This window comes from Nonomuraea harbinensis (assembly GCF_019396385.1).
GTDB classification, from domain to species: Bacteria; Actinomycetota; Actinomycetes; order Streptosporangiales; family Streptosporangiaceae; genus Nonomuraea; species Nonomuraea ferruginea.
Genome location: NZ_JAHKRN010000033.1, coordinates 82,208 through 101,458 on the forward strand (window position 1 = coordinate 82,208; position 19,251 = coordinate 101,458).

At 73.3% G+C, this 19,251-nt stretch carries 14 protein-coding genes; 8 read left to right on the forward strand and 6 right to left on the reverse strand.

Annotated features, from left to right (window positions below):
• The first annotated feature begins 122 nt into the window (after nucleotides 1-122).
• Both KME79_RS29375 and KME79_RS29380 read left to right on the forward strand, forming a co-directional pair.
• Complete coding sequence (locus tag KME79_RS29375; RefSeq protein ID WP_219547627.1) at nucleotides 123-1,160, forward strand: zinc-dependent alcohol dehydrogenase family protein; 1,038 nt, start codon at nucleotides 123-125, stop codon at nucleotides 1,158-1,160.
• Between the two features lie 90 nt (nucleotides 1,161-1,250).
• Entirely contained in the window at nucleotides 1,251-1,844 is a 594-nt protein-coding gene (locus KME79_RS29380) for a response regulator transcription factor (protein WP_372452489.1), read from the forward strand.
• Here KME79_RS29380 and KME79_RS29385 read toward each other — a convergent pair.
• From KME79_RS29385 to KME79_RS29415, 6 genes are all read right to left on the reverse strand, one after another.
• A complete protein-coding gene (locus KME79_RS29385; RefSeq protein ID WP_219547631.1) occupies nucleotides 1,737-3,800 on the reverse strand; it encodes a prolyl oligopeptidase family serine peptidase in 2,064 nt (687 codons plus the stop codon). The genes KME79_RS29380 and KME79_RS29385 overlap by 108 nt on opposite strands.
• Nucleotides 3,801-3,817: 17 nt before the next feature.
• Nucleotides 3,818-5,464: an ATP-binding cassette domain-containing protein gene (locus KME79_RS29390; protein ID WP_219547661.1), complete on the reverse strand. Its 1,647-nt coding sequence runs from the start codon at nucleotides 5,462-5,464 to the stop codon at nucleotides 3,818-3,820.
• Between the two features lie 334 nt (nucleotides 5,465-5,798).
• Nucleotides 5,799-7,667, reverse strand: a complete 1,869-nt coding sequence (locus tag KME79_RS45450; RefSeq protein ID WP_308249093.1) for an ATP-binding cassette domain-containing protein — start codon at nucleotides 7,665-7,667, stop codon at nucleotides 5,799-5,801.
• A gap of 97 nt (nucleotides 7,668-7,764) precedes the next feature.
• Nucleotides 7,765-7,896 (reverse strand): SapB/AmfS family lanthipeptide, encoded by a 132-nt coding sequence (locus KME79_RS29405; RefSeq protein ID WP_148030620.1) that lies wholly within the window; start codon nucleotides 7,894-7,896, stop codon nucleotides 7,765-7,767.
• A gap of 4 nt (nucleotides 7,897-7,900) precedes the next feature.
• Nucleotides 7,901-10,441: a class III lanthionine synthetase LanKC gene (gene lanKC, locus KME79_RS29410; protein WP_219547633.1), complete on the reverse strand. Its 2,541-nt coding sequence runs from the start codon at nucleotides 10,439-10,441 to the stop codon at nucleotides 7,901-7,903.
• A 120-nt stretch (nucleotides 10,442-10,561) separates the two neighbouring features.
• On the reverse strand, nucleotides 10,562-11,671 hold the full coding sequence (locus KME79_RS29415; RefSeq protein ID WP_219547635.1) for a sensor histidine kinase: 1,110 nt from the start codon (nucleotides 11,669-11,671) through the stop codon (nucleotides 10,562-10,564).
• Between the two features lie 170 nt (nucleotides 11,672-11,841).
• On the opposite strand from KME79_RS29415, the gene KME79_RS29420 reads away from it, so the two are divergent.
• The 6 genes from KME79_RS29420 to KME79_RS29445 all read left to right on the forward strand — a co-directional run bounded on the left by KME79_RS29420 (nucleotide 11,842) and on the right by KME79_RS29445 (nucleotide 19,131).
• The gene (locus KME79_RS29420) at nucleotides 11,842-12,810 is read left to right on the forward strand and encodes an aldo/keto reductase (RefSeq protein ID WP_219547637.1); all 969 of its coding nucleotides are present in this window, start codon (nucleotides 11,842-11,844) and stop codon (nucleotides 12,808-12,810) included.
• A 52-nt stretch (nucleotides 12,811-12,862) separates the two neighbouring features.
• The gene (locus tag KME79_RS29425) at nucleotides 12,863-13,768 is read left to right on the forward strand and encodes a hypothetical protein (protein ID WP_219547639.1); all 906 of its coding nucleotides are present in this window, start codon (nucleotides 12,863-12,865) and stop codon (nucleotides 13,766-13,768) included.
• Between the two features lie 10 nt (nucleotides 13,769-13,778).
• Complete coding sequence (gene polX, locus KME79_RS29430) at nucleotides 13,779-15,461, forward strand: DNA polymerase/3'-5' exonuclease PolX (RefSeq protein ID WP_219547641.1); 1,683 nt, start codon at nucleotides 13,779-13,781, stop codon at nucleotides 15,459-15,461.
• A gap of 224 nt (nucleotides 15,462-15,685) precedes the next feature.
• Nucleotides 15,686-16,795, forward strand: a complete 1,110-nt coding sequence (locus KME79_RS29435; RefSeq protein WP_246640623.1) for a sulfite oxidase — start codon at nucleotides 15,686-15,688, stop codon at nucleotides 16,793-16,795.
• Between the two features lie 144 nt (nucleotides 16,796-16,939).
• Nucleotides 16,940-18,499 (forward strand): WS/DGAT/MGAT family O-acyltransferase, encoded by a 1,560-nt coding sequence (locus KME79_RS29440; protein ID WP_219547643.1) that lies wholly within the window; start codon nucleotides 16,940-16,942, stop codon nucleotides 18,497-18,499.
• A 56-nt stretch (nucleotides 18,500-18,555) separates the two neighbouring features.
• Nucleotides 18,556-19,131, forward strand: a complete 576-nt coding sequence (locus tag KME79_RS29445) for a TetR/AcrR family transcriptional regulator (RefSeq protein ID WP_219547645.1) — start codon at nucleotides 18,556-18,558, stop codon at nucleotides 19,129-19,131.
• Nucleotides 19,132-19,251 lie beyond the last annotated feature (120 nt).

Here is a 19,251-nt window from a genome sequence, read left to right on the forward strand (position 1 = left end):
CCCTCATCTGTCCTGGGAAGGGGGGTTGACACCCGTCACCAGGTCACAGTGCGCTGTCTTGCGGAACGGGACCGTGACGCGAGGCCTGTGCGAGCTGCGGCGGCTCACTCTAAGCTCATGAGATGCGTGCTGTTGCCTACGACGAATTCGGTGGCGAGCTCGACCTGCGCGAGCTGCCCGACCCGGCGCCCGCCCCGCACGGGGCGGTGATCCGCGTCGAGGCCACCGGCCTGTGCCGCAGCGACTGGCACGGCTGGCAGGGGCACGACCCCGACATCCGGGTGCTGCCGCACGTGCCCGGCCACGAGCTGGCCGGGGTCGTGGAGGCGGTCGGGGGCGAGGTGCGCGGCTGGCGGCCGGGGGCGCGGGTGACGGTCCCGTTCGTGTGCGCGTGCGGGTCCTGCGCGGCGTGCCAGGCCGGCGAGCAGCAGGTGTGCGAGCGGCAGACGCAGCCGGGGTTCACCCACTGGGGCTCCTTCGCCGAGCTGGTGTCGATCGACCACGCCGACGTCAACCTGGTCGCGCTGCCGGAGGAGATGTCGTACGCGACCGCGGCCTCGCTCGGCTGCCGGTTCGCCACCTCCTTCCGTGCGGTCGACCAGGTCGCCGAGGTGCGGCCGGGCGAGTGGGTCGCGGTGCACGGCTGCGGCGGCGTCGGCCTGTCCGCCATCATGATCGCCACCGCGGTGGGGGCCAGGGTGGTGGCCGTCGACATCAGCGGCGACGCCCTCCATCTGGCCGAGCTGGCGGGCGCCACCCACTTCGTCGACGGCTCCGCGGGCGACTCCGCCACCCAGGTGCGCGAGCTGACCAGGGGCGGCGCGCACGTGTCGATCGACGCGCTGGGCAGCCCGCGGACCTGCGCCGCGTCCGTCGAGAGCCTGCGCCGCCGGGGCCGCCACGTCCAGGTCGGGCTGCTGCCCGGCGCGGCGACGCCGGTGCCGATGGGCCGGGTGATCGCCCAGGAGCTGCGGCTGCTCGGCAGCCACGGGATGGCCGCGCACGCCTACCCGCGCATGCTGGAGCTGATCAGGGCGGGCGTGCTCCACCCCGACCAGCTCGTCACCCGGACGATCGGGCTGGCCGACGCCGGCAAGGCGCTCGCCTCGATCGGCTCGGTGGCGGGCGTCACCATGATCATGCCCCGCGGCCCGTTCTGAATCGCGCTTTTCCGGCCTACATGGCTGGGTATGTAGCCCCGCAGTGACCAGGACCCCACAGACCGCGAGGAATCCGCGATGATCCGCACCATGCTGGCTGAGGATATGCATCTGGTCCGCGGGGCGCTCGTCGCCCTGCTCGCCTACGAGGAGGACATCGAGATCGTCGCCGAGGTCGACAGAGGCGACAAGATCCTGCCCTCCGCGCTGGAGCACCGGCCTGACGTGGCCGTGCTCGACATCGCGCTGCCCGGCAAGGACGGGCTGGTCGCCGCGGGCGAGCTGCACGACGAGCTGCCGGAGTGCGGCGTGCTGATCCTCACCGGGGTCGGCACGCCCGGGCTGCTCAAGCGGGCGCTGGACGTGCACGTGAGGGGTTTCATGGCCAAGGACGCGCCGCCCGGCCACCTGGCGGACGCCATCCGGCGGGTGGCCGACGGGGAACGGGTGATCGACTCGGAGCTGGCGATCGCCGCCATGCGGCCGCCGGACGCGCCGCTGACCCGGCGGGAGCTGGACGTGATCGGCGCGGCCGCGGAGGGCGCGTCGGTGCCGGAGATCGCCGCGTCCCTGTTCTTAGGGGAGGGAACCGTCCGCAACTACCTGCACCGGACCACCGCCAAGCTGGGCGCCCGCAGCCGCATCGACGCCATCCGCATCGCCCGCGAGGCCGGCTGGATCTGAGGTGTGCCGCGCGATGAACGCCAGCGCGTCGGCCGCCAGCGCGATCGAGCGGCTCGCCGCCCGGGCGCCGTGGCCGACGTCCGGCTCGTGCCGAAGCAGGATCGGCCGGTCCCCCGAGGTGGCGTGCTGCATCGCCGCGCACATCTTGCGGGCGTGCATCGGATCCACCCGGGTATCCGCGGCCGACACCGTGAACAGCGTCGCCGGGTAGTCCACCCCCTCCCTGACCCGGTGGTAGGGCGAGTACGCGAGCAGCCACGGGAGCTGCTCCGGGTCGTCGGCGCACCCGTACTCGGCCACCCAGGACGGCCCGAGGCCGGAGTGGTGGTAGCGGACCATGTCGAGCAGGCCCGCCGAGCAGACCGCGGCCGCGAACAGGTCGGGCCGCTGGGTGATGGCGGCGCCGACGAGCAGCCCGCCGTTCGACTCTCCCCAGACGGCCAGCCGGTCCGGGGTGGTCCAGCCGTCGGCGATCAGCTTCTCGGCGGCGGCGACGAAGTCGTCGAACACGTTCTGCTTGCGGTCCAGCATGCCGTCGCGGTGCCAGGCCTCCCCCTCCTCGCCGCCGCCGCGCAGGTTGGCGATGGCGAGCACGCCGCCGGCCGCCACCCAGGCGAGCGAGTCCGCGGCGTAGCCGGGCAGCAGGGGGACGCCGAACCCGCCGTAGCCGTTCAGGATCGCCGGGCGCGGCCCGCCCCCGGTGTCCGGGCGGGCGATGACGATCATGCGGATGCGGGTGCCGTCGGCGGACTCGTACTCGACGTGCCGGCTCTCCACGTCCGGCGCGGGCGCCTGGCCGGGCGGCGCCGCCCACAGCTCCGCCGTGCCGCCGCGCGCGTCGTACCGCCACACCTGGGGCGGGGTGACCGCGTCGGTGTAGCTGAACCAGGCCTCGTGCCCGCGGCCCGGCCGGGACGTGAACGCGCCCACAGAGCCGTTGCCCGGCAGCGGCACCGGCCCGGCGGGCTCTCCGGTCTCCGCGTCGTACACGGTGATCTCCGCGACGGCGTGGCGGACGGCAGAGACCAGGAGCCTGCCGCCCTCCAGGACGGTGAAGGCGCCGAGCACGGCGTCCGGGTCCTCGGGGACCAGCTCGCGCCAGCGGTCCGGCTCGGCCGGGTCGGCCACGCACAGCCTGCGCCGCGGCGCGTCCCTGTCCGTCAGCAGGTAGAGCCGGCCGTCCGGGCCGATCCCCGCGGCGGTGCGCGCCCGCACGCCCCGCTGGGCGGCGCGCAGTGACGGCTCCTCCGGGCCGCCGCGCGCCAGGTCGGCGACCCACACGTCCTGGTACGCGGACCCGCCCGCCGAGACGAGCAGCCACCGGCCGTCGGGGCTGATCGAGATCCCGTACGCCACGGCGCCCGCGCCGCACACCGGCACGTCCTCGGCGACGCCGAGCCGGTGCAGGAACACGCCCTCGTGGAAGCGCACGTAGTAGAACGCGTCGCCGCCGGGCAGCCACGCGACCGGGGAGTAGCGGCAGCCGCCGATCGGGCCGTCGAGCACCAGGCCCGTGTCGAGGTCGCGCACGTAGAGGTCCGCCCGCTCGTCGCCGCTGCGGGAGAGCTGGTACGCCAGCAGTCTGCCGTCCGGGCCCGGGTGCCAGTCGTCGAGGGTGGTCAGGCCGGCGGGGTCGAGCTCCATCGGGTCCAGCACCGGCACGCCGTCGCGGTACAGCACCGGGTGCTCCTGGCCGGCGGACTGGCTCTGGTGGAAGCAGCGCTCGCCGCGCCACACGGGCGGCGTGACCATGCCGACGGCGCCGAGCTCGGTCAGCCGCGCGTGGAACGCCTCGCGCAGGGGCGGGGCGGCGCCGCGCCACAGCTCGTCCTGCTCGGCGAGCCACGCCTTGGTCTCGGGGCTGCCGGGGTCCTCCAGCCAGCGGTACGGGTCGGCGACGCGGTGGCCGTGGAGGTCTTCCACGAGCGGCAGGCGCACGGTTTCTGGATATCTCATGGCACATCCCGGGTCTCTCAGGGGACGGTCTCCGGTTGCCAGTGACCGGCCAGGTCGGCGTAGAGCGGCGATCGGCGGATCAGCTCCTCGTGGCTGCCCACGGTCGTACGTGAGCCGTCCATGAGCAGGATGCGGCGGGCGCGCAGGGCCGAGGTGAGCCGGTGCGCGACGACCACCAGCGTGCCGCCGCGCCGCGTGAACGCATCCTCCACGCGGGCCTCGGCGGCGGGGTCGAGGTGGCAGCTCGCCTCGTCCAGGATGATCAGGCGGGCGGGCGACAGGTAGGCCCGCACCAGCGCGACGAGCTGCCGTTCCCCGGCGGACAGCGCCTTCGGCTCGACCAGCGCGCCGTACCCGCCGATCCGCTCGACGAGCCACTCCGCGCCCAGCGCGGCCACCGCCGGCCCGGGGTCCGCGCCGTCGCTCAGGTAGGTGAGGTTCTCCCGCAACGTGCCGCGGAAGACGTACGCCTCCTGCGGGATGAGCACCCGCGCGGATTGGTCGGCCGCGTGCGCGGGGACGCCGCCGATGGTCACCTCCCCCGCGCCGGGCCGCAGCACCCCGGCCATGAGCGCGGCGAGCGTGGACTTGCCCGCCCCGCTCGGTCCCACCACGGCGAGGTGGTCGCCTTCCGGCACCCGCAGGTCCAGGCGGTCCACGACGGGCTCCGAGTGCGGCCCGTACGCGAACGTCACGCCGCGCAGCGTCACCTCCGCGCCCGCGGGCCGCGCGCGCGGGGCGGCGGGCGGCTCCGGCGGCGCCCCCGCGACGATCCGCGACAGCGTCGCCACCAGCCGCACCCCGCTCACGCCGAGGCCGTGGACGAGGCCGTTCAGCGCGGGGACCAGCGACTGGGTGAGGTACGCGAGCATGCCGACGATGACGCCCGCGCCCGCTCCCCCGGAGGCCAGCCACGGGGTCCCGGCCAGCACCAGCACGACCGGCAGCCACCCGCCGACCCCGAGCGCGGCGGTGCGGACGGCGGTCACGCGGGCGAGGGCCCGGGCGGCGGCGGCCTGCGCCTCCACCCGGCCTGCCAGCCGGTCGGCCACCCGGTCCTCGTCCCCGCACGCGACGATGTCCCGCAGGCCGCCGGCGGTGACGGCCATGGCCGCGGCCAGCTCCTCGTCGGCGATCAGGAAGGCCCGCTGCCGCCGCGCCAGCAGCGGCAGCGACATCAGGAACAGCCCGAGCCCGGCGGCGAACGGCGGCAGCACCAGCACCAGCGCCCCCGGGGCCAGGGTCAGCATGCCGAGCAGCACGCCACCGGCGGTGAACGCGAACCCGCGCACGGTGGTGACGACGGCGGCGAAGGCGTCCCTGGCCAGCTCGACCTGCATCCCGGCCCTGGCGACCGCCGAACTGTCCTGGCCTTCCCGTACGGCGCCCTCCACCACGCGGGTCAGCAGGTCGTCGCGGAACGGCTCCGCGACGGCCGCCACCGCGAGCACCACCTGACGCGCGGCCAGCGCCGCCACCACCCACGCGCCTCCCAGCGCCGCCAGCCAGCCGAGCCCCGTCCCCACGCTGCCCGCGGCGAACCCGTCCTCGATGGCCCGCGCCACGGCGTGCCCGATCAGGAACGCGGGCAGCGCCTCCAGCACGGACCACGCGCCGATCCTGGCGACCTGCCCCGGCCGCCGCCACACCGCCCGCCACACCATCCCCGTCACCCGGCACCTCCCCGCGTCCAGGGAGTGCCCGGACGCCGAGCGGCGGCCATCGGCGCGGCGCGGGCGACCGAGGTCCAGCGGGCAGCGCGCGGCCGGGACTTGGGCCCCCGCGTTCCCTTCCGCAGAGTGACCGGGTGCCGGGCCGCGCGAACGGCGGTGATCGGGGTGGCGCGCGCGGCCGAGGTCCGGCGGAGGACGCCCGGCCTGGACGCGGGCCTCCTCGTTCCCTTCCGAGGAGTGACCCGGTGGTGGGCGGCGCGAACGGGGGTGATCTGGGAGGGCGGTCTGGTTGGAGGGCGGCCTGGGTGCTGGGTGGGGTGGAGGGTCATGGGGTGGCTCCCTGGAAGACCGCCCGGTAGTCGGGGTCGGGCCACAGGTCGTGGTGCGGAGCGACGGCGCGGACGGCGCCGTCGTGCAGCCAGACGACCTGGTCGGCGCGGGCGGCGGTGGCGAGGCGGTGGGCGACGACGATCCGGGTGCGGCCGCGGGGGTCCGCGGTGAGCGCCAGGGAGACCTGGCGTTCGGTGACGGTGTCCAGGCTGGAGGTGGCGTCGTCGAGCACCAGCAGCCGCTCGCCGCGTGCGAAGGCGCGGGCCAGGCCGAGCCGTTGCCGCTCGCCGCCGGACATGGGCGCGGCGTCCAGCGGGGTGTCGTACCCGGCCGGCAGCCGGCGTACGAAGTCGTCGGCACGGGCCGCGCGGGCAGCAGCCTGTACGGACCCGGGGCCGATGGCCTCGCCGACGGTCTCGCCGACCAGGACGGGCCGTTCGAACGCGTACCCGACAGCGCGGCGCAGCCCGGCGCGCGTCAGCTCGGGCAGCGGGACCCCGTCGAGCAGTACGGTGCCGCGCGCCGGGTCGGCCAGCCGGGCGGCGAGCGCGGCGAGCAGCGACTTCCCGGACCCCGAACGACCGACGACGGCGGTGACGGACCCGCCGGGGATCACCAGCCGCGGCACAGCGAGCCCGTCGACGACCACGTCCCGGAACTCCACCGTCCCCCGCCCGCCGCACACCGGAGGAATACGAGGCGAACCTGCCGCCTTCCCCCCGCACGGGCCAAACACCCCTGCCGTGGACGAAGAGGAGACAACACCACCCTCCGGAGATGCCGGGACCTCGGCGGGTGAGGTGGCGGTCTGCGGAGAGGGGGTCCCGTTCGACGACGCCGGAACCTCGGTGGGTGAGTTAACGGTCTGTGGAGAGGGGGGTCCGTTGGGGGACTCGGGGAGGGTTCGGGTGCCGTAGGAGGGGGTGGGGGTGGTGAGGATGTCGTGGACGCGGGACGCCGCCGATCGTGCCCGGGCGAGGCCGCCGAAGTAGCCGAGGGCCGAGCTGAGGGAGGCGCCCAGCACCGCGTACCGGGCGGCCGCGTACAGCTCGCCGACGGTGAGGTCGCCGGCCGCGAGCAGGAGGCCGCCGGCGGCGAGGACCGCCACCTCGACCAGCGGCACGACGAGACCGGCCCGCACGCCGGAGGAGGCGTTGGCCCGCCACAGGTCCATGCCGTGCGCGCGGAGCCGGGGCAGCGGCGCGAGGACGCGGCGCGCCTCGGTGGCGGCGGTGCCGGCGGCGGCGATGGTGCGGGCGCCGTCGAGCGCGTCGACCAGCCGGCCCGCGATCTCGCCCTGCGCCTCCTGGTAGCCGCCCGCGATGGCGGTGCTGGCGCGCAGGAAGGCGCGGAGCACGACCAGGATGACCGCCACCCCGCCGACGAGGGCGAGCGCGAGCCGCGGGTCGATGAGGACGAGCGCGACCAGCGCCCCCACGGTGGGCACCATGAGCGACAGCGCGCCGGTCACCGCCTCGGGCGCGCGGCCGACCTCCTCGGCGTTCAGGCCGGCGCGCGTGACCAGCTCCCCTTCGGGGAACCGGCGGGTCATCAGGGGTCCGGCGCCGAGCACGTGCCGGAGCACGCGCAACCGCAGCCGGGACGCGGCGTGCGCGACGCTGGCGCCGCGCGCCCACACGCCTAGGCTCTCGCACAGCGTCGCGGCGGCGACCAGGGCCACGCACAGCCCGAGCCAGAAGACCCGGTCGGGCCCGGTGGCGAGGAGGGCGTCGACGGCGCGGCCGATCGCGTACGGCAGGGCCAGCTCGGCGGCGGCGCCGCCGATCGCGGTGCCGGCCAGGACGGCCGGCCACGGGCCGCCGCGCCGTACCGCGTCCAGCACCAGCCGGTCTTGGGCCCGCACCGGGAGCCTCCTTGGGGGTACCTTGGTACTACGGGGCTGAGTTGGGAAGGGCCCCCGTGCCGGTATCAGCGGTACGGGGACCCTAGGCCACACAGGATCAGTGGCAGATGGCGACGCTCAGGTTGCTGGGCTTGCCGGAGTGGCACGTGAGGACAGTCAGCGAGCTGCCGCCGCTGGCCACGTCGGTCGACGCCGGAGCCTCCAGACCCTGCAGGTCGAGAAGAACCATGTGATTACACCTCCTTCGGGGACTCGGTGCCGAGAGGCCGCTCGGGTGCGGCCTCGAGGAACGGCAGACGGCACGGACGTTCGCCCTGGGCCGTGCCGATGGCGAACAGCACGCCCGCCGTTCCGGTCGAGAAATCCATGGACAGCCGCAGGAGCTGGTCACCGGGGAAGGCGAGCCCTTCCCCGTACGGGAGCGCGTGCCAGCTCAGGGACTTGATGTGCGGTTCGATCACGGGGTCGCCGGCCAATGCGGCGATGATGCCGGCGCGGCCGGTGAACATGCCGGGCTGGACGAAGAACCCGGACCGGGCCACCAGCTTGAGCTCGGCCAGGGCGGTCGCCAGCTCGTCGTCGTGGCGGTGGGCCAGGTAGCGGGCCAGGACGGCGGCGATGCCGACGGATCCCTCGTCGAGGTACGGCAGCAGCCGCCAGCCCTGGTTGACCTGGAGCGAGCCGTCCACGGCGTGGGCGCAGCGGCGCAGGTCCTGCCGGAGGGCGCGCTCGGCCAGGTCGAGCAGCGCCGTGTCGCCGGTGTGCTCGTAGGCGTGCAGGAACAGCAGGGCGGGCCCGGACGAGCCGTACAGGAGCCCGGCGCGCGGGTGCTCGCCGCCGCTGGTCTCGGGCACGTCGCCGACGTCGCCGAGCCGGTCGGCGCAGATGCCGGCGGCGCGCAGCGCCTCGTCGGTGCGGCCCAGGCGCAGCAGGTTCAGCCCGATGCCGGACAGTCCCGAGTGCAGGGCGGACTCCAGGCGCTCCCAGTTCTCGCGCATGGCGATCTCGACCAGGTCGTGCGCGTCCTGCCGGTGCCCGAGCAGGTCGAGCACGTACGCGATGCCGTGCAGCCCGTCGTACAGTCCGAGGCCTGAGCCGGGGACGGGGTGCGGCGCCCGCTTGCGCAGCCACTCCTCGTGCTCGGGGAAGCGGCCCGCGCCGGTGGCGTGCAGCGCGTAGAGGACGCCGGCGGCGCCGGTGGCCATGTTGAGCCCGCCGCCCGGCCGGAACTGGGTGACGTCTCCGGGGAAGAGCCTGTCGTCCCGCTGCGGCGTGGCCGACGCCAGGATGGCCCGGCACATCGCGTCGCGCAGTTCCGGCCAGGGGGCGGAGCCCGGCAGCGGCATCGGCGCCGGCTCACCGGCGTCGCCCGCGATGATCCCGACGGTCTCGTCCAGGTACGCGGGCGGTACCGGGAACGTCTCGGCGACGAGCCGCCCGAGCTGGACGACCTTGGGGCGGTGCAGCGGCAGCATGATCGTGCACTGGGGGGCGAACAGCCCCAGCCGCAGGCAGGCGAGCGCGTACTCGTCGACGCCGGCGCCGCGCCGGTCCTCGGGGGCCGCGAAGGCCGGGTGCCCGAGCGCGGGGCGGGTGTCGTCGGCGAGCAGGGTGGCGACCTCGTAGTCGATGAGCACCACCCGTCCGCTCTCGGTGAGCAGGATGTTGTCGGGGTGCAGGTCGCCGAAGACCACGCCGCGCTCGTGCAGCGCGGCGACGGCCCGCCCGACCTGCTCCAGGGTCTCCAGCGCCCAGTCCGTGTACTCGGCGAGGTCCCGCTCGGTACAGGTGGCGCGGGTCAGGGGGAAGCGGTGGACGAGCCGCCGCTGCAGCGCCACGCCGTCGACGAACTCCTGCACGAGGAAGTGGTGCTCGCCGAGGACGAAGTGGCCGCGGAGCGCGGGGACGGCCGCCAGCCCGTCCAGCCGTTCGAGGATGGCCCGCTCGTGCTCCAGCCGGGCCACGGCGTCGCGGCCGGCCGCGTCCAGTCCCGCGTACGGGCGCGCTTCCTTGAGCACGACCTGTTCCTGGGTGCGTAAGTCGCGGCCCAGGTAGACGCCGCCGCCGTTGGAGAAGTGGAGCACGCTCTCGATCCGGTACGGGAGCTCCGAGGTGGTGACGGCGTTGCGCGCGGCCAGGTGGGGCTGGAGGAACTCGGGCAGCGTCGTCCAGGGCGGCACCGTGAACGTCGAGCCGCGCACGTCGGGCACCAGCCGGCCGCCGCCGTCCTCGACGGCGAGCACCCGCTCGCCGGAGCCGGACAGGGTGTGCCGCTCGGCGAACCCGCCGTAGCGGACGTACAGCGGGCCCTCGCCGTAGCGCAGGTCACTCAGGATGTACGGGCCGCGCACGTCCTGCAGCAGCTCGCGCAGCTCCTTCAGGACGAGCTCCAGCTGGGCCTCGTCGCGGGGGTAGATGGTGACGAGCTTGCCGCTGGAGGCGCGGGAGGCGGCCTTGGAGTTCGTCATGACCAGCACGGCGAGGCCGCGCAGGAACTTGAACGCGATCCCGCGGGGCACGCAGTAGTCCCAGACCGTCTCGATCGCCTTCTCGGCGTCCTCGACCCGGGCGGAGACGTGGATCTTCCAGCCTTGGGCGGGCAGGGGCGGGGCGCCAGTGGGAGCAAAATAACACCATGTGTCGGTCTTCTCGTGAAACCAATTCGCGGGAAGGGTCCGGCCGAGAATGGCGAATTCGGCATCCGCGGCGTCAGTGTGCTCAAGGTTGTCGTAGAAGACGGGATCGGCCAGGCAGTACAGCTCGTGCTGGTCCATCAGGTGCGACCTCCGGTGCGTTCTCGTATGAGATTGCTCCAGAAGCCCGCTTGACGTCTAGTAGCAGATTACATGACTCATATCTGTTAAAATAATTCTCTATTGTGTGTTTTTCATCAATCAACGGTTGTGCGGCAGATAAACCGTGAAGGTGAACGACCCCTCGGGCGCCGGCGTCGCCTCCAGCCAGCCGCCGAGCATGGCCATCCTCTCGGCCACGTTGAACAGCCCCTGACCGGCGCTCTCGGTCTTGCGCCGCGGGCTCGCCCCGTCGTTGCGGATGGTGAGCCGGACCAGATTGTGACGTTCCATAAGATGGATCGAGCACTCCTTGGCCTCCGTGTGACGGAGCACGTTCGTCACGCCCTCGCGCAGCGCGTGGGTGAGCGCCTCGGCCTCACCCGGGGAGAGCTCCCGGCAGGACACCTGCACCTGGCAGCGCACGCCGACGGACTCCAGCAGGGCGGAGGCCGAGCTCAGTTCGGCCTCCAGCGACAGGCCGCGGGTGCCGTGCGCCACCGCCCGCACGTCGGCGGCGAGGCCGCGTACCAGGGAGATCGTCACCTCCAGCTCGGCGCCCGCCTTCTCGTCGTCCTCCTCCACCAGCCGCTGGAGGAGCTGGAGCTTGAGCACCAGGGCGGTGAGCCGGTGCCCGAGCAGGTCGTGCAGGTCCCTGGTGAAGCGGCGGCGCTCCAGCGAGACGGCCTTGCCGATGGCCTCGGCATGGGCGTCCGACAGCCTGTCACCGCGCAGGACCAGGTGGACGATCACGTACTCCAGCAACCCGACCGCCGGCGCGGCGACGGCCCAGCCCCGGTCGGCCAGGTCCGGGAACGCGAGCAGCACCGGGCCGCACGCCAGCGCGAGCGCCACCAGAACCGGCGACCTGATCCGGCCGGTCAGCAGCAGCAGCCCGCCGGCCAGCAGCCCGCACACGGGCGTCCAGGCCGCTCCGAACAGCGGTAACGGCAGGTACGTCAGCCAGACCTGCGCCCCGAAGATCCACCACCGCCCGTCGCCGCCCAGCAGCACGCCCAGCACGAACGAGGCGTGCACCGCCAGCAGGGCGAGCAGCGTGAGCGACCCGGCCACGGCGTCGCCGGAGCCCGCCAGGCCGGAGAACACCGCCGCGGAGAGCCCCAGCGCGCCGGCCGCCAGCCCGATGCCGCCGATGACGAGCGGTGAGTACGCCGACGAGCGCAGACGGTGAACGATGTCGGCTACGTTCACCCGTCTCCCCGTTGAGTGGCCCGATCCCGCCCTGGCGGGAAAAGGCCCGCCCCCATCCCAATCGACCCGATCCGAGCGGATCTGTAAAGGGTTCTTTCCGCTTTTGGACACTCCGTTGTACAGAACCTCCCGGCGCATCGCAACGCCGCAGGCTGCCCTAAAGTTGCCCCATGGAATACACACGGCTCGGTGACACCGGCTTGAAAGTTTCTCGTATTTGCCTGGGCATGATGAGCTATGGCGATCCGGGCAAGCAGGAATGGGCGCTGACGGAGGACGCGGCGGAGCCGATCGTCCGCCGGGCGGCCGACGCGGGCGTGACGTTCTTCGACACCGCCGACATCTACTCGCGCGGCGTCAGCGAGGTCGTCACCGGCAACCTGCTGCGCAAGATCTTCCGCAGCCGCGACGACTACGTGCTGGCGACCAAGGTGTTCTTCCCGATGGGCCGGGGCGCCAACGACGGGGGCCTGTCACGCAAGCACGTGCACGCCTCGATCGACGCCTCGCTGCGCCGGCTCGGCACCGACCACGTGGACCTCTACCAGATCCACCGGTGGGACCCCGAGACGCCGATCGAGGAGACCATGGAGGCGCTGCACGAGGTGGTCAAGGCGGGCAAGGCCCGCTACATCGGGGCGTCGACCATGTGGGCGTGGCAGTTCGCCAAGGCGCAGCACGTGGCGGAGCTGCACGGCTGGACCCGGTTCGTATCGATGCAGAACCACTACAACCTGCTCTACCGCGAGGAGGAGCGCGAGATGCTGCCGCTCTGCCTCGACCAGGGGGTGGGCGTGATCCCGTGGAGCCCGCTGGCGCGCGGCGTGCTGGCCCGCGCGGGCGCGCCCGCCGAGACGGCGAGGACGGGCTCCGACGCGCGCATCGAGGCCCTGTACGCGCCGGAGGCCGACCGCCAGGTGCTCGACCGGGTGGCGGAGCTGTCGCGCGAGCGCGGGCTGCCCGCCGCGCAGGTCGCGCTGGCCTGGCTGCTGCACCAGCCGGCGGTCGACGCGCCGATCGTGGGCGCCACCAAGGACCGCCACGTGGACGACGCGGTGGCGGCCGTGGGGGTGTCGCTGTCGGACCAGGAGCTGGCCTACCTGGCGGAGCCGTACCGGCCGCGTGAGGTCCGTTTCTGACACGTCCGATCGGTACAAGACGCGGAGGCGGCGGACGGCGGAGCATGGACGCATGAGTCACGACCGTTCGTCCGCCGCCTCCTTCATGGCGGGGCATGCCAGGGTTCTCGACCGCCGCCGCTTCGAGCTGATGGAGGGCGGCGGCGACGTGGCCGGCGTGCTGGCCGCGCTCGACGCCTACCGCAATCCCGACGGCGGCTACGGGTGGGGCCTGGAGCCCGACCTGCGCTCGCCGGAGAGCCAGCCGGGCGCGGCGCTGCACGCGTTCGAGGTGCTGGAGGAGATCGCTCCGGCGACGTCGCCGCGGGCGGCGGAGCTGTGCGGGTGGCTGGAGTCGGTGACGCGCGACGACGGCGGGCTGCCGTTCGCGCTGCCGCTCGGCCTGCCCGCCGCGACCGCGCCCTGGTGGGCGGGCGCCGACCCGTCGGTCTCGTCGCTGCAGATCACCAGCGTGTCGGCGGCGATGGCGCACCGCGTGGCCGCGCATGACCCGGCCGTCGCCGCCCACCCGTGGCTGCGCCGGGCCACCGACTACTGCCTGGAGGCGATCGGCGCGCTGCGGGAGCCGCCCGGTGCTTACGTGCTGGCGTTCGCGGTGCGTTTCCTGGACGCCGTGTACGAGTCGCGCCCGGAGGCCGCCGGGTTGCTGGCGCGGCTGGCGAAGCTGGTGCCCGCGGACGGGCGGGTGCCGGTGGCGGGCGGCACGGCGGACGAGGCGCTGCGGCCGCTCGACTTCGCCCCGTACCCCGGCCGCCCGGCGCGTGAGCTGTTCGCGCCCGGCGTGGTCGAGGCGGACCTGGACCGGCTGGCCGGCGAGCAGCGCGACGACGGCGGCTGGAGCGTCGAGTACGCCCGCGTCTCGCCCGCCGGGGCGCTCGACTGGCGGGGCGCGATCACCGTGTGGGCGCTGGGCGTGCTGCGCCGCAACGGCCGCCGAATTGTCGGAGCGGCACCCTAAGCTGGGGCGCATGGCACGGGCAAACGACGAGGCGGCCGCCGCTCTCCAGGAATACGCGGAGCTGTTCGCGCTCACCGGCGGCGACGCCTTCCGGGTGCGGAGCTACCAGAAGGCCGCGAAGGCGATCGCCGGCTACCCCGACGACATCGCGGCGGTCGACGTGCGCGGCGTGCCCGGCGTGGGCGAGGCGATCGCCAAGAAGATGGAGGAGTTCCTCCGGCGTGGCAGCTTCCGCCAGCTCGACGACCTGCGCGGCCGGGTGCCCGAGGGGGTCAGGCGGCTGACGCGCGTGCCGACGCTGGGCCCGAAGACCGCGATCATGCTCTACGAGGAGTTCGGCGTCGACTCGCCCGCCGCGCTCGCCGAGGCGATCAGCGGTGGCCGGCTCGACGGGGTCAAGGGGCTCGGCCCGAAGACGCTGGCCAACCTGCTCAAGGGCGTCGAGCAGCTGGAGCAGTCCGGCCTCCGGGTCCACATCGGGGTCGCCATGGCCCTGGCGGAGCAGGTGATGGCCTCGCTGGCCGCCGAGCGCGTCGCTTACGCCGGGTCGCTGCGCCGGATGCGCGACACGATCGGCGACATCGACATCCTGGCCGTCGCGCCCGAGTCGATCATGGAGGAGTTCCGCGCCCAGCCCTACGTCGCCGAGGTGATCGCGGCGGGCGCGAAGAAGACGTCCGTCCGCACCACCTCCGGCATGCAGGTCGACCTGCGCGTGGTGCCCGCGGAGTCGTGGGGCGCGGCGATGCAGTACTTCACCGGTTCCAAGGAGCACAACGTCGCGGTCCGCGAGATCGCGGTCAAGAAGGGCTGGAAGCTCTCGGAGTACGGGCTGTTCGAGGGCGAGCGGGTGATCGCCTCGGAGTCGGAGGAGGAGATCTACGCGGCGCTCGGCATGCGGTTCGTGCCGCCGCCCATGCGCGAGGACGGCGGCGAGGTGAAGGCGGCGCTGGCCGGCGAGCTGCCCGTCCTGGTGGAGCTGTCCGACCTGCGCGGCGACCTGCACACCCACACCGACCTGACCGACGGCATCGCGTCGCTCGACGACATGGTGGCGGCCGGGGCCGCCCTGGGCTACTCCTACTACGCGGTCACCGATCACGCCCCCGACCTGGCGATGCAGCGGATGACCCTCGACAAGGCGCTGGAGCAGCGCGAGCGGGTGGCCGCGCTGCAGGCGCGCCACCCCGGCATGCGGCTGCTCCACGGCACCGAGCTCAACATCGCGCCCGACGGCTCGGTCGACTGGCCCGGCGAGATCCTGCGCGGCTTCGACGTGTGCGTGGCGTCGGTCCACTCCCATTTCACGATGGGCCGCGACGAGATGACCCGCCGGTTCATCGCCGCCTGCGAAAACCCGTACGTCGACATCATCGGCCACCCGACCACCCGCAAGATCGGCAAGCGCGGCATGGTCGACGCCGACTGGGACGCCGTCTTCCGCGCCGCCGCCCGCACGGGCACCGCCATGGAGATCGACTCCTACCCCGACCGCTCCGACCTGCCGGCCGACCTGGTGCGGCTGGCCAAGCACCACGGGGTCAAGTTCTCGATCGACAGCGACTCCCACGCCATCCCGCACCTCGCCCACCAGCGGTTCGGCATCGGCATCGCGCAGCGGGCGTGGCTGACGACCGACGACGTCATCAACACCTGGCCGCTCGATCGGCTGCTGAAGTTCCTGGGGCGCTGACCTGCCCGCAAGAAATCTCCGTTGATGTCACCTATGTCGGCAGTTCCCATGGGGTTGCCGATGATGGGCTTCGGTAGAAGCAACAAACAGGACGTCCCGCCGTCGCAGAGGCCGTTCGCCTGCCGGTGATTTGGGTATGTCCCGGTCGTATCCGGCTGGAGCGATCCACTGCGGCCGGTTTCCCCTCGTACGCCCACAGTGACATGGCCAGGAGGTGAAAGGCGTTGAGGGGGACTCTGGGCGCGGTCGTCAAGCCGCTGCCCGACCAGCTGTTCATCCGGCACGCCGCGGACGCCGACAGCGTCGGCGAAGACGGCGGTCCCTCTTCGCGTGCCCTGGCTCTGGGCAGCGGGAACGCCGAGATGCGGTGGGAGAGCATGGCGGGGCAGGGCTACCACACGCCCACCGACCGCTTCTTCGTGCGCCACCACACCTTCACCCCGCGGCTCGACGCGGCGACGTGGCGGCTGCGGGTGCACGGCCGGGGGGTGCGGCGGCAGGTCGAGTTCGGCTACGACGACCTGCTGCGCATGCCGGCCCGCACCCTCGACGCGGCCATCGAGTGCGCGGGCAACGGCCGGCGCTTCTACGCGACCCAGCAGGGCACGGCCGCCCCCGGCGCGCAGTGGGGGCTCGGCGCCATCGGGGTGGCCCGGTGGCGCGGCGTGCCGCTGAGCGAGGTGCTGCGTGAGGCGGGAGTGCGTGACGAGGCGGTCGACGTGGTGGCCTGCGGGCTGGACGCGCCGTTCGAGAGGTACGGGCGCGTCCGCCGGCCGCTGCCCGTGTGGAAAGCCATGGACGATGTGCTCGTGGCCTATGAAATGAATGGCGAGCCGCTGCCGCCGGACCATGGATTTCCGGCCCGGCTGGTCGTCCCCGGCTGGGCCGGAATCGCGTCGATCAAATGGCTCGGCGATATTGAAGTCTGCACGACCACGGTTCTCACGCCGTGGAACACTGTCTTTTACCGGGGGGTCGCGCGGCAGCCGGTGAAAAGCGCTTTCGAGCTCGCCTGGGACGCCCGGGTGCAACTGGGCGAGCCGTTGGTGCTGCGCGGCCGTTCGTGGTCGGGCCGGGGGCGGATCGTGCGCGTGGAGGTCAGCTTCGACGGCGGCTGGAGCTGGCGCGACGCCGATCATCGCGGACATCACCTGGTCGGCGCCTGGTTGCCATGGCATGTCATGTGGGTGCCCGACCATCCGGGCCCGCACGTGCTCATGGCCAGGGCCACCGACGCGTCGGGCGTCACCCAGCCGCTGGTCACCCCCTGGCATCCGGCGGGCTATCACTTCGACGCCGTCGTGCAACATCCCATTTACGTGGTGCGTGGTTAGGAAAATGTCACGCATCTCGGTTGAGCTGGGTATTCGGGCACGGCGCGCACAGCCCCCGGCAATTCATCTGAAAGACTCGCGCAGAAACGTTATGGAAATCCCTTCATGTGATGCTGACCACACCCTAGGGAAATGGGAGATCAGATGCGCCAGCTGACCGCGCTCGACGCGCAGTTCCTCAACGTCGAGACGGCGACCACCGCCGCGCACGTGGCCGGACTGGCGATCCTCGACGCCGCCGACGGCCGCCTGAACCGTCAGGCGCTCGCCGACCTCCTGCTGGAGCGCCTGCATCTGGCGCCGGCGCTCCAGCTCCGGCTGGTGGAGGTGCCGCTCGGTCTGGATCACCCGTACTGGGCCGGCGATCCGGAGTTCGACATCGACAACCACCTGTTCGAGATGACGCTCCCCGCGCCGGGCGGCGAACGGGAGCTGGCGGAGGCCGTGGCGGAGATCCACGCCCGCCGGCTGGACCGGACGCACCCGCTGTGGGAGATGCATCTGATCAACGGGCTGGCGGGCGGGAAGGCCGGCGTCTACACGAAGGTCCACCACGCGGCGATCGACGGCGTCTCCGGCGCCGAGACGCTCGCCGCCCTCCTCGACCTCGCTCCCGAGACCGGTCCGCTCCCCCACTGCGCCACCCGTACGGGCAAGACCTCCAGGCCGGCGGCCGTGTCCGGTGACGAGGGCGACGGGGTGGTACGGGAGATGGCGTCCGCGCGGCCGAAGGCGGGCGCGGCGGGCGAGGAGGCGCCCGGCCTGCTCGCGATGCTGGCCGGGGCCGCCGCCAACGGGGTGGCGCATCCCGGGCGGGCGCTGCGGTCGGTCATGCGGGCGGCCGGCGATCTCGACGCCATCCCGCTGGCCGCGACCGTGCCGGGATCGAGGCTGATCGCCAGGGCCGCCCGGAAGGTGGCGGGCGACCCGCGCGAGCGTCCGCCCCTGCCCAGCCTGACCGCGCCGCGGACCCCGTTCAACGGGCCGATCAGCCCGCGCCGCCACCTCGCGTTCGGGTCGGTGTCCTGGAAGGACGTCAAGAACGTCGCCAGGGCCAACGGCATGAGCGGCAACGACGTGGTGATGGCGCTGTGCACGACCGCGCTGCGGGCCTGGCTGCTGGAGCGTGACGCGCTGCCGGACGAGCCGCTGATCGCCGCCGTCCCCGTGGCGGTGCGCTCGGCCGGCGCGCAGGAGCGCGTCGGCAACCAGATCTCCGCCATGATCGCCCCGCTGCCGACCACCACGGCCGACCCCGAGGAGCGGCTGCGGGTCGTCGGCCAGACGATGAGCGCGGCCAAGCGGCGCTTCGCGCTGGCGCCGACGAGCTGGCTGAGCGAGCTGTGCGCCGTGCTGCCCTCGCCCGTCACGGGCCTCGTCACGCCGGCGATCTTCCGGTTCGTCTCGGCGGCCCGCCCGCCGGTCAATCTGATCATCAGCAACGTGCCGGGGCCGCAGTTCCCGCTCTACCTGTGCGGGAGCCGGGTGCTGTCCTACTACCCGATGTCGGTGCTGAGCGACGCGACCGGCGGGGTCAACATCACCTGCTTCTCCTATGACGGGATGCTCGACTTCGGCGTGGTGGCCTGCCCCGAGCGGATGGACGACGTGTGGAGCCTGCTCGACCACCTGCGGCGGGCGCTGGACGAGCTGGTGGACAGGCCGGACGAGTACCACGGAGGCCGGGACGCCTTTCCGCACTGAGCGTCTTTGTTGTATCGTCTGAGACATAATTGTCTCAGACGATATGAAGGTGTCTCATGAGTGTGGGCCGCGAGCAGATACTCACGGCGGCGATCCGTCATCTGAACGAGGACCCGACGGCCTCCATGGCGGAGCTGGCCGAAGCCGTCGGCATCAGCCGGGCCACGCTGCACCGCCACTTCAGCAGCCGTGACGAGCTGATGGTGGCGCTGGGACACCGGGCGCTGGCGGAGTGGGAGCAGGCCCAGGAAGCCGCCGGGGTGGCCGAGGGGGCGGCCTCGACCGACCCGGAGGAGATCCGGCGCGTGCTCGACGCGTTGCTGGAGCGGCTGATCGAGGTGGCGGACGCCTACGGGTTCGGGCTGACCGACCACGCCATGGCGGTCCACCCCGACCTGCTGCGACGGTCGGACGAGCTGGAGGAGCGGGAGGTGGCGCTGTTCGCCGCCGCCCAGCGGGCCGGCCTGCTCCGCGCCGACCTGCCGCCCCGCTGGATCAGCAACGCGGTCTTCGGCCTGCTGGTGGCGGTCCGGGAGAGCCTGCGCCGGGGCGAGGTGGCCCGCCGCGACGTCCACCACCTGCTCACCACCACGTTCTTCCAGGGCGCGGCCGGCGACGGGGGGCGGGCATGACACTCCCTGTGTCAACCTCAGGCAGCAACGAACTCGTTGAGCGCCGCTGCGGCGCCGTGTTTGGCGGGGTCGTAGGGGACACCGTCGAGCCAGCAGCGCCAGATCACGCGGATCCAGGCG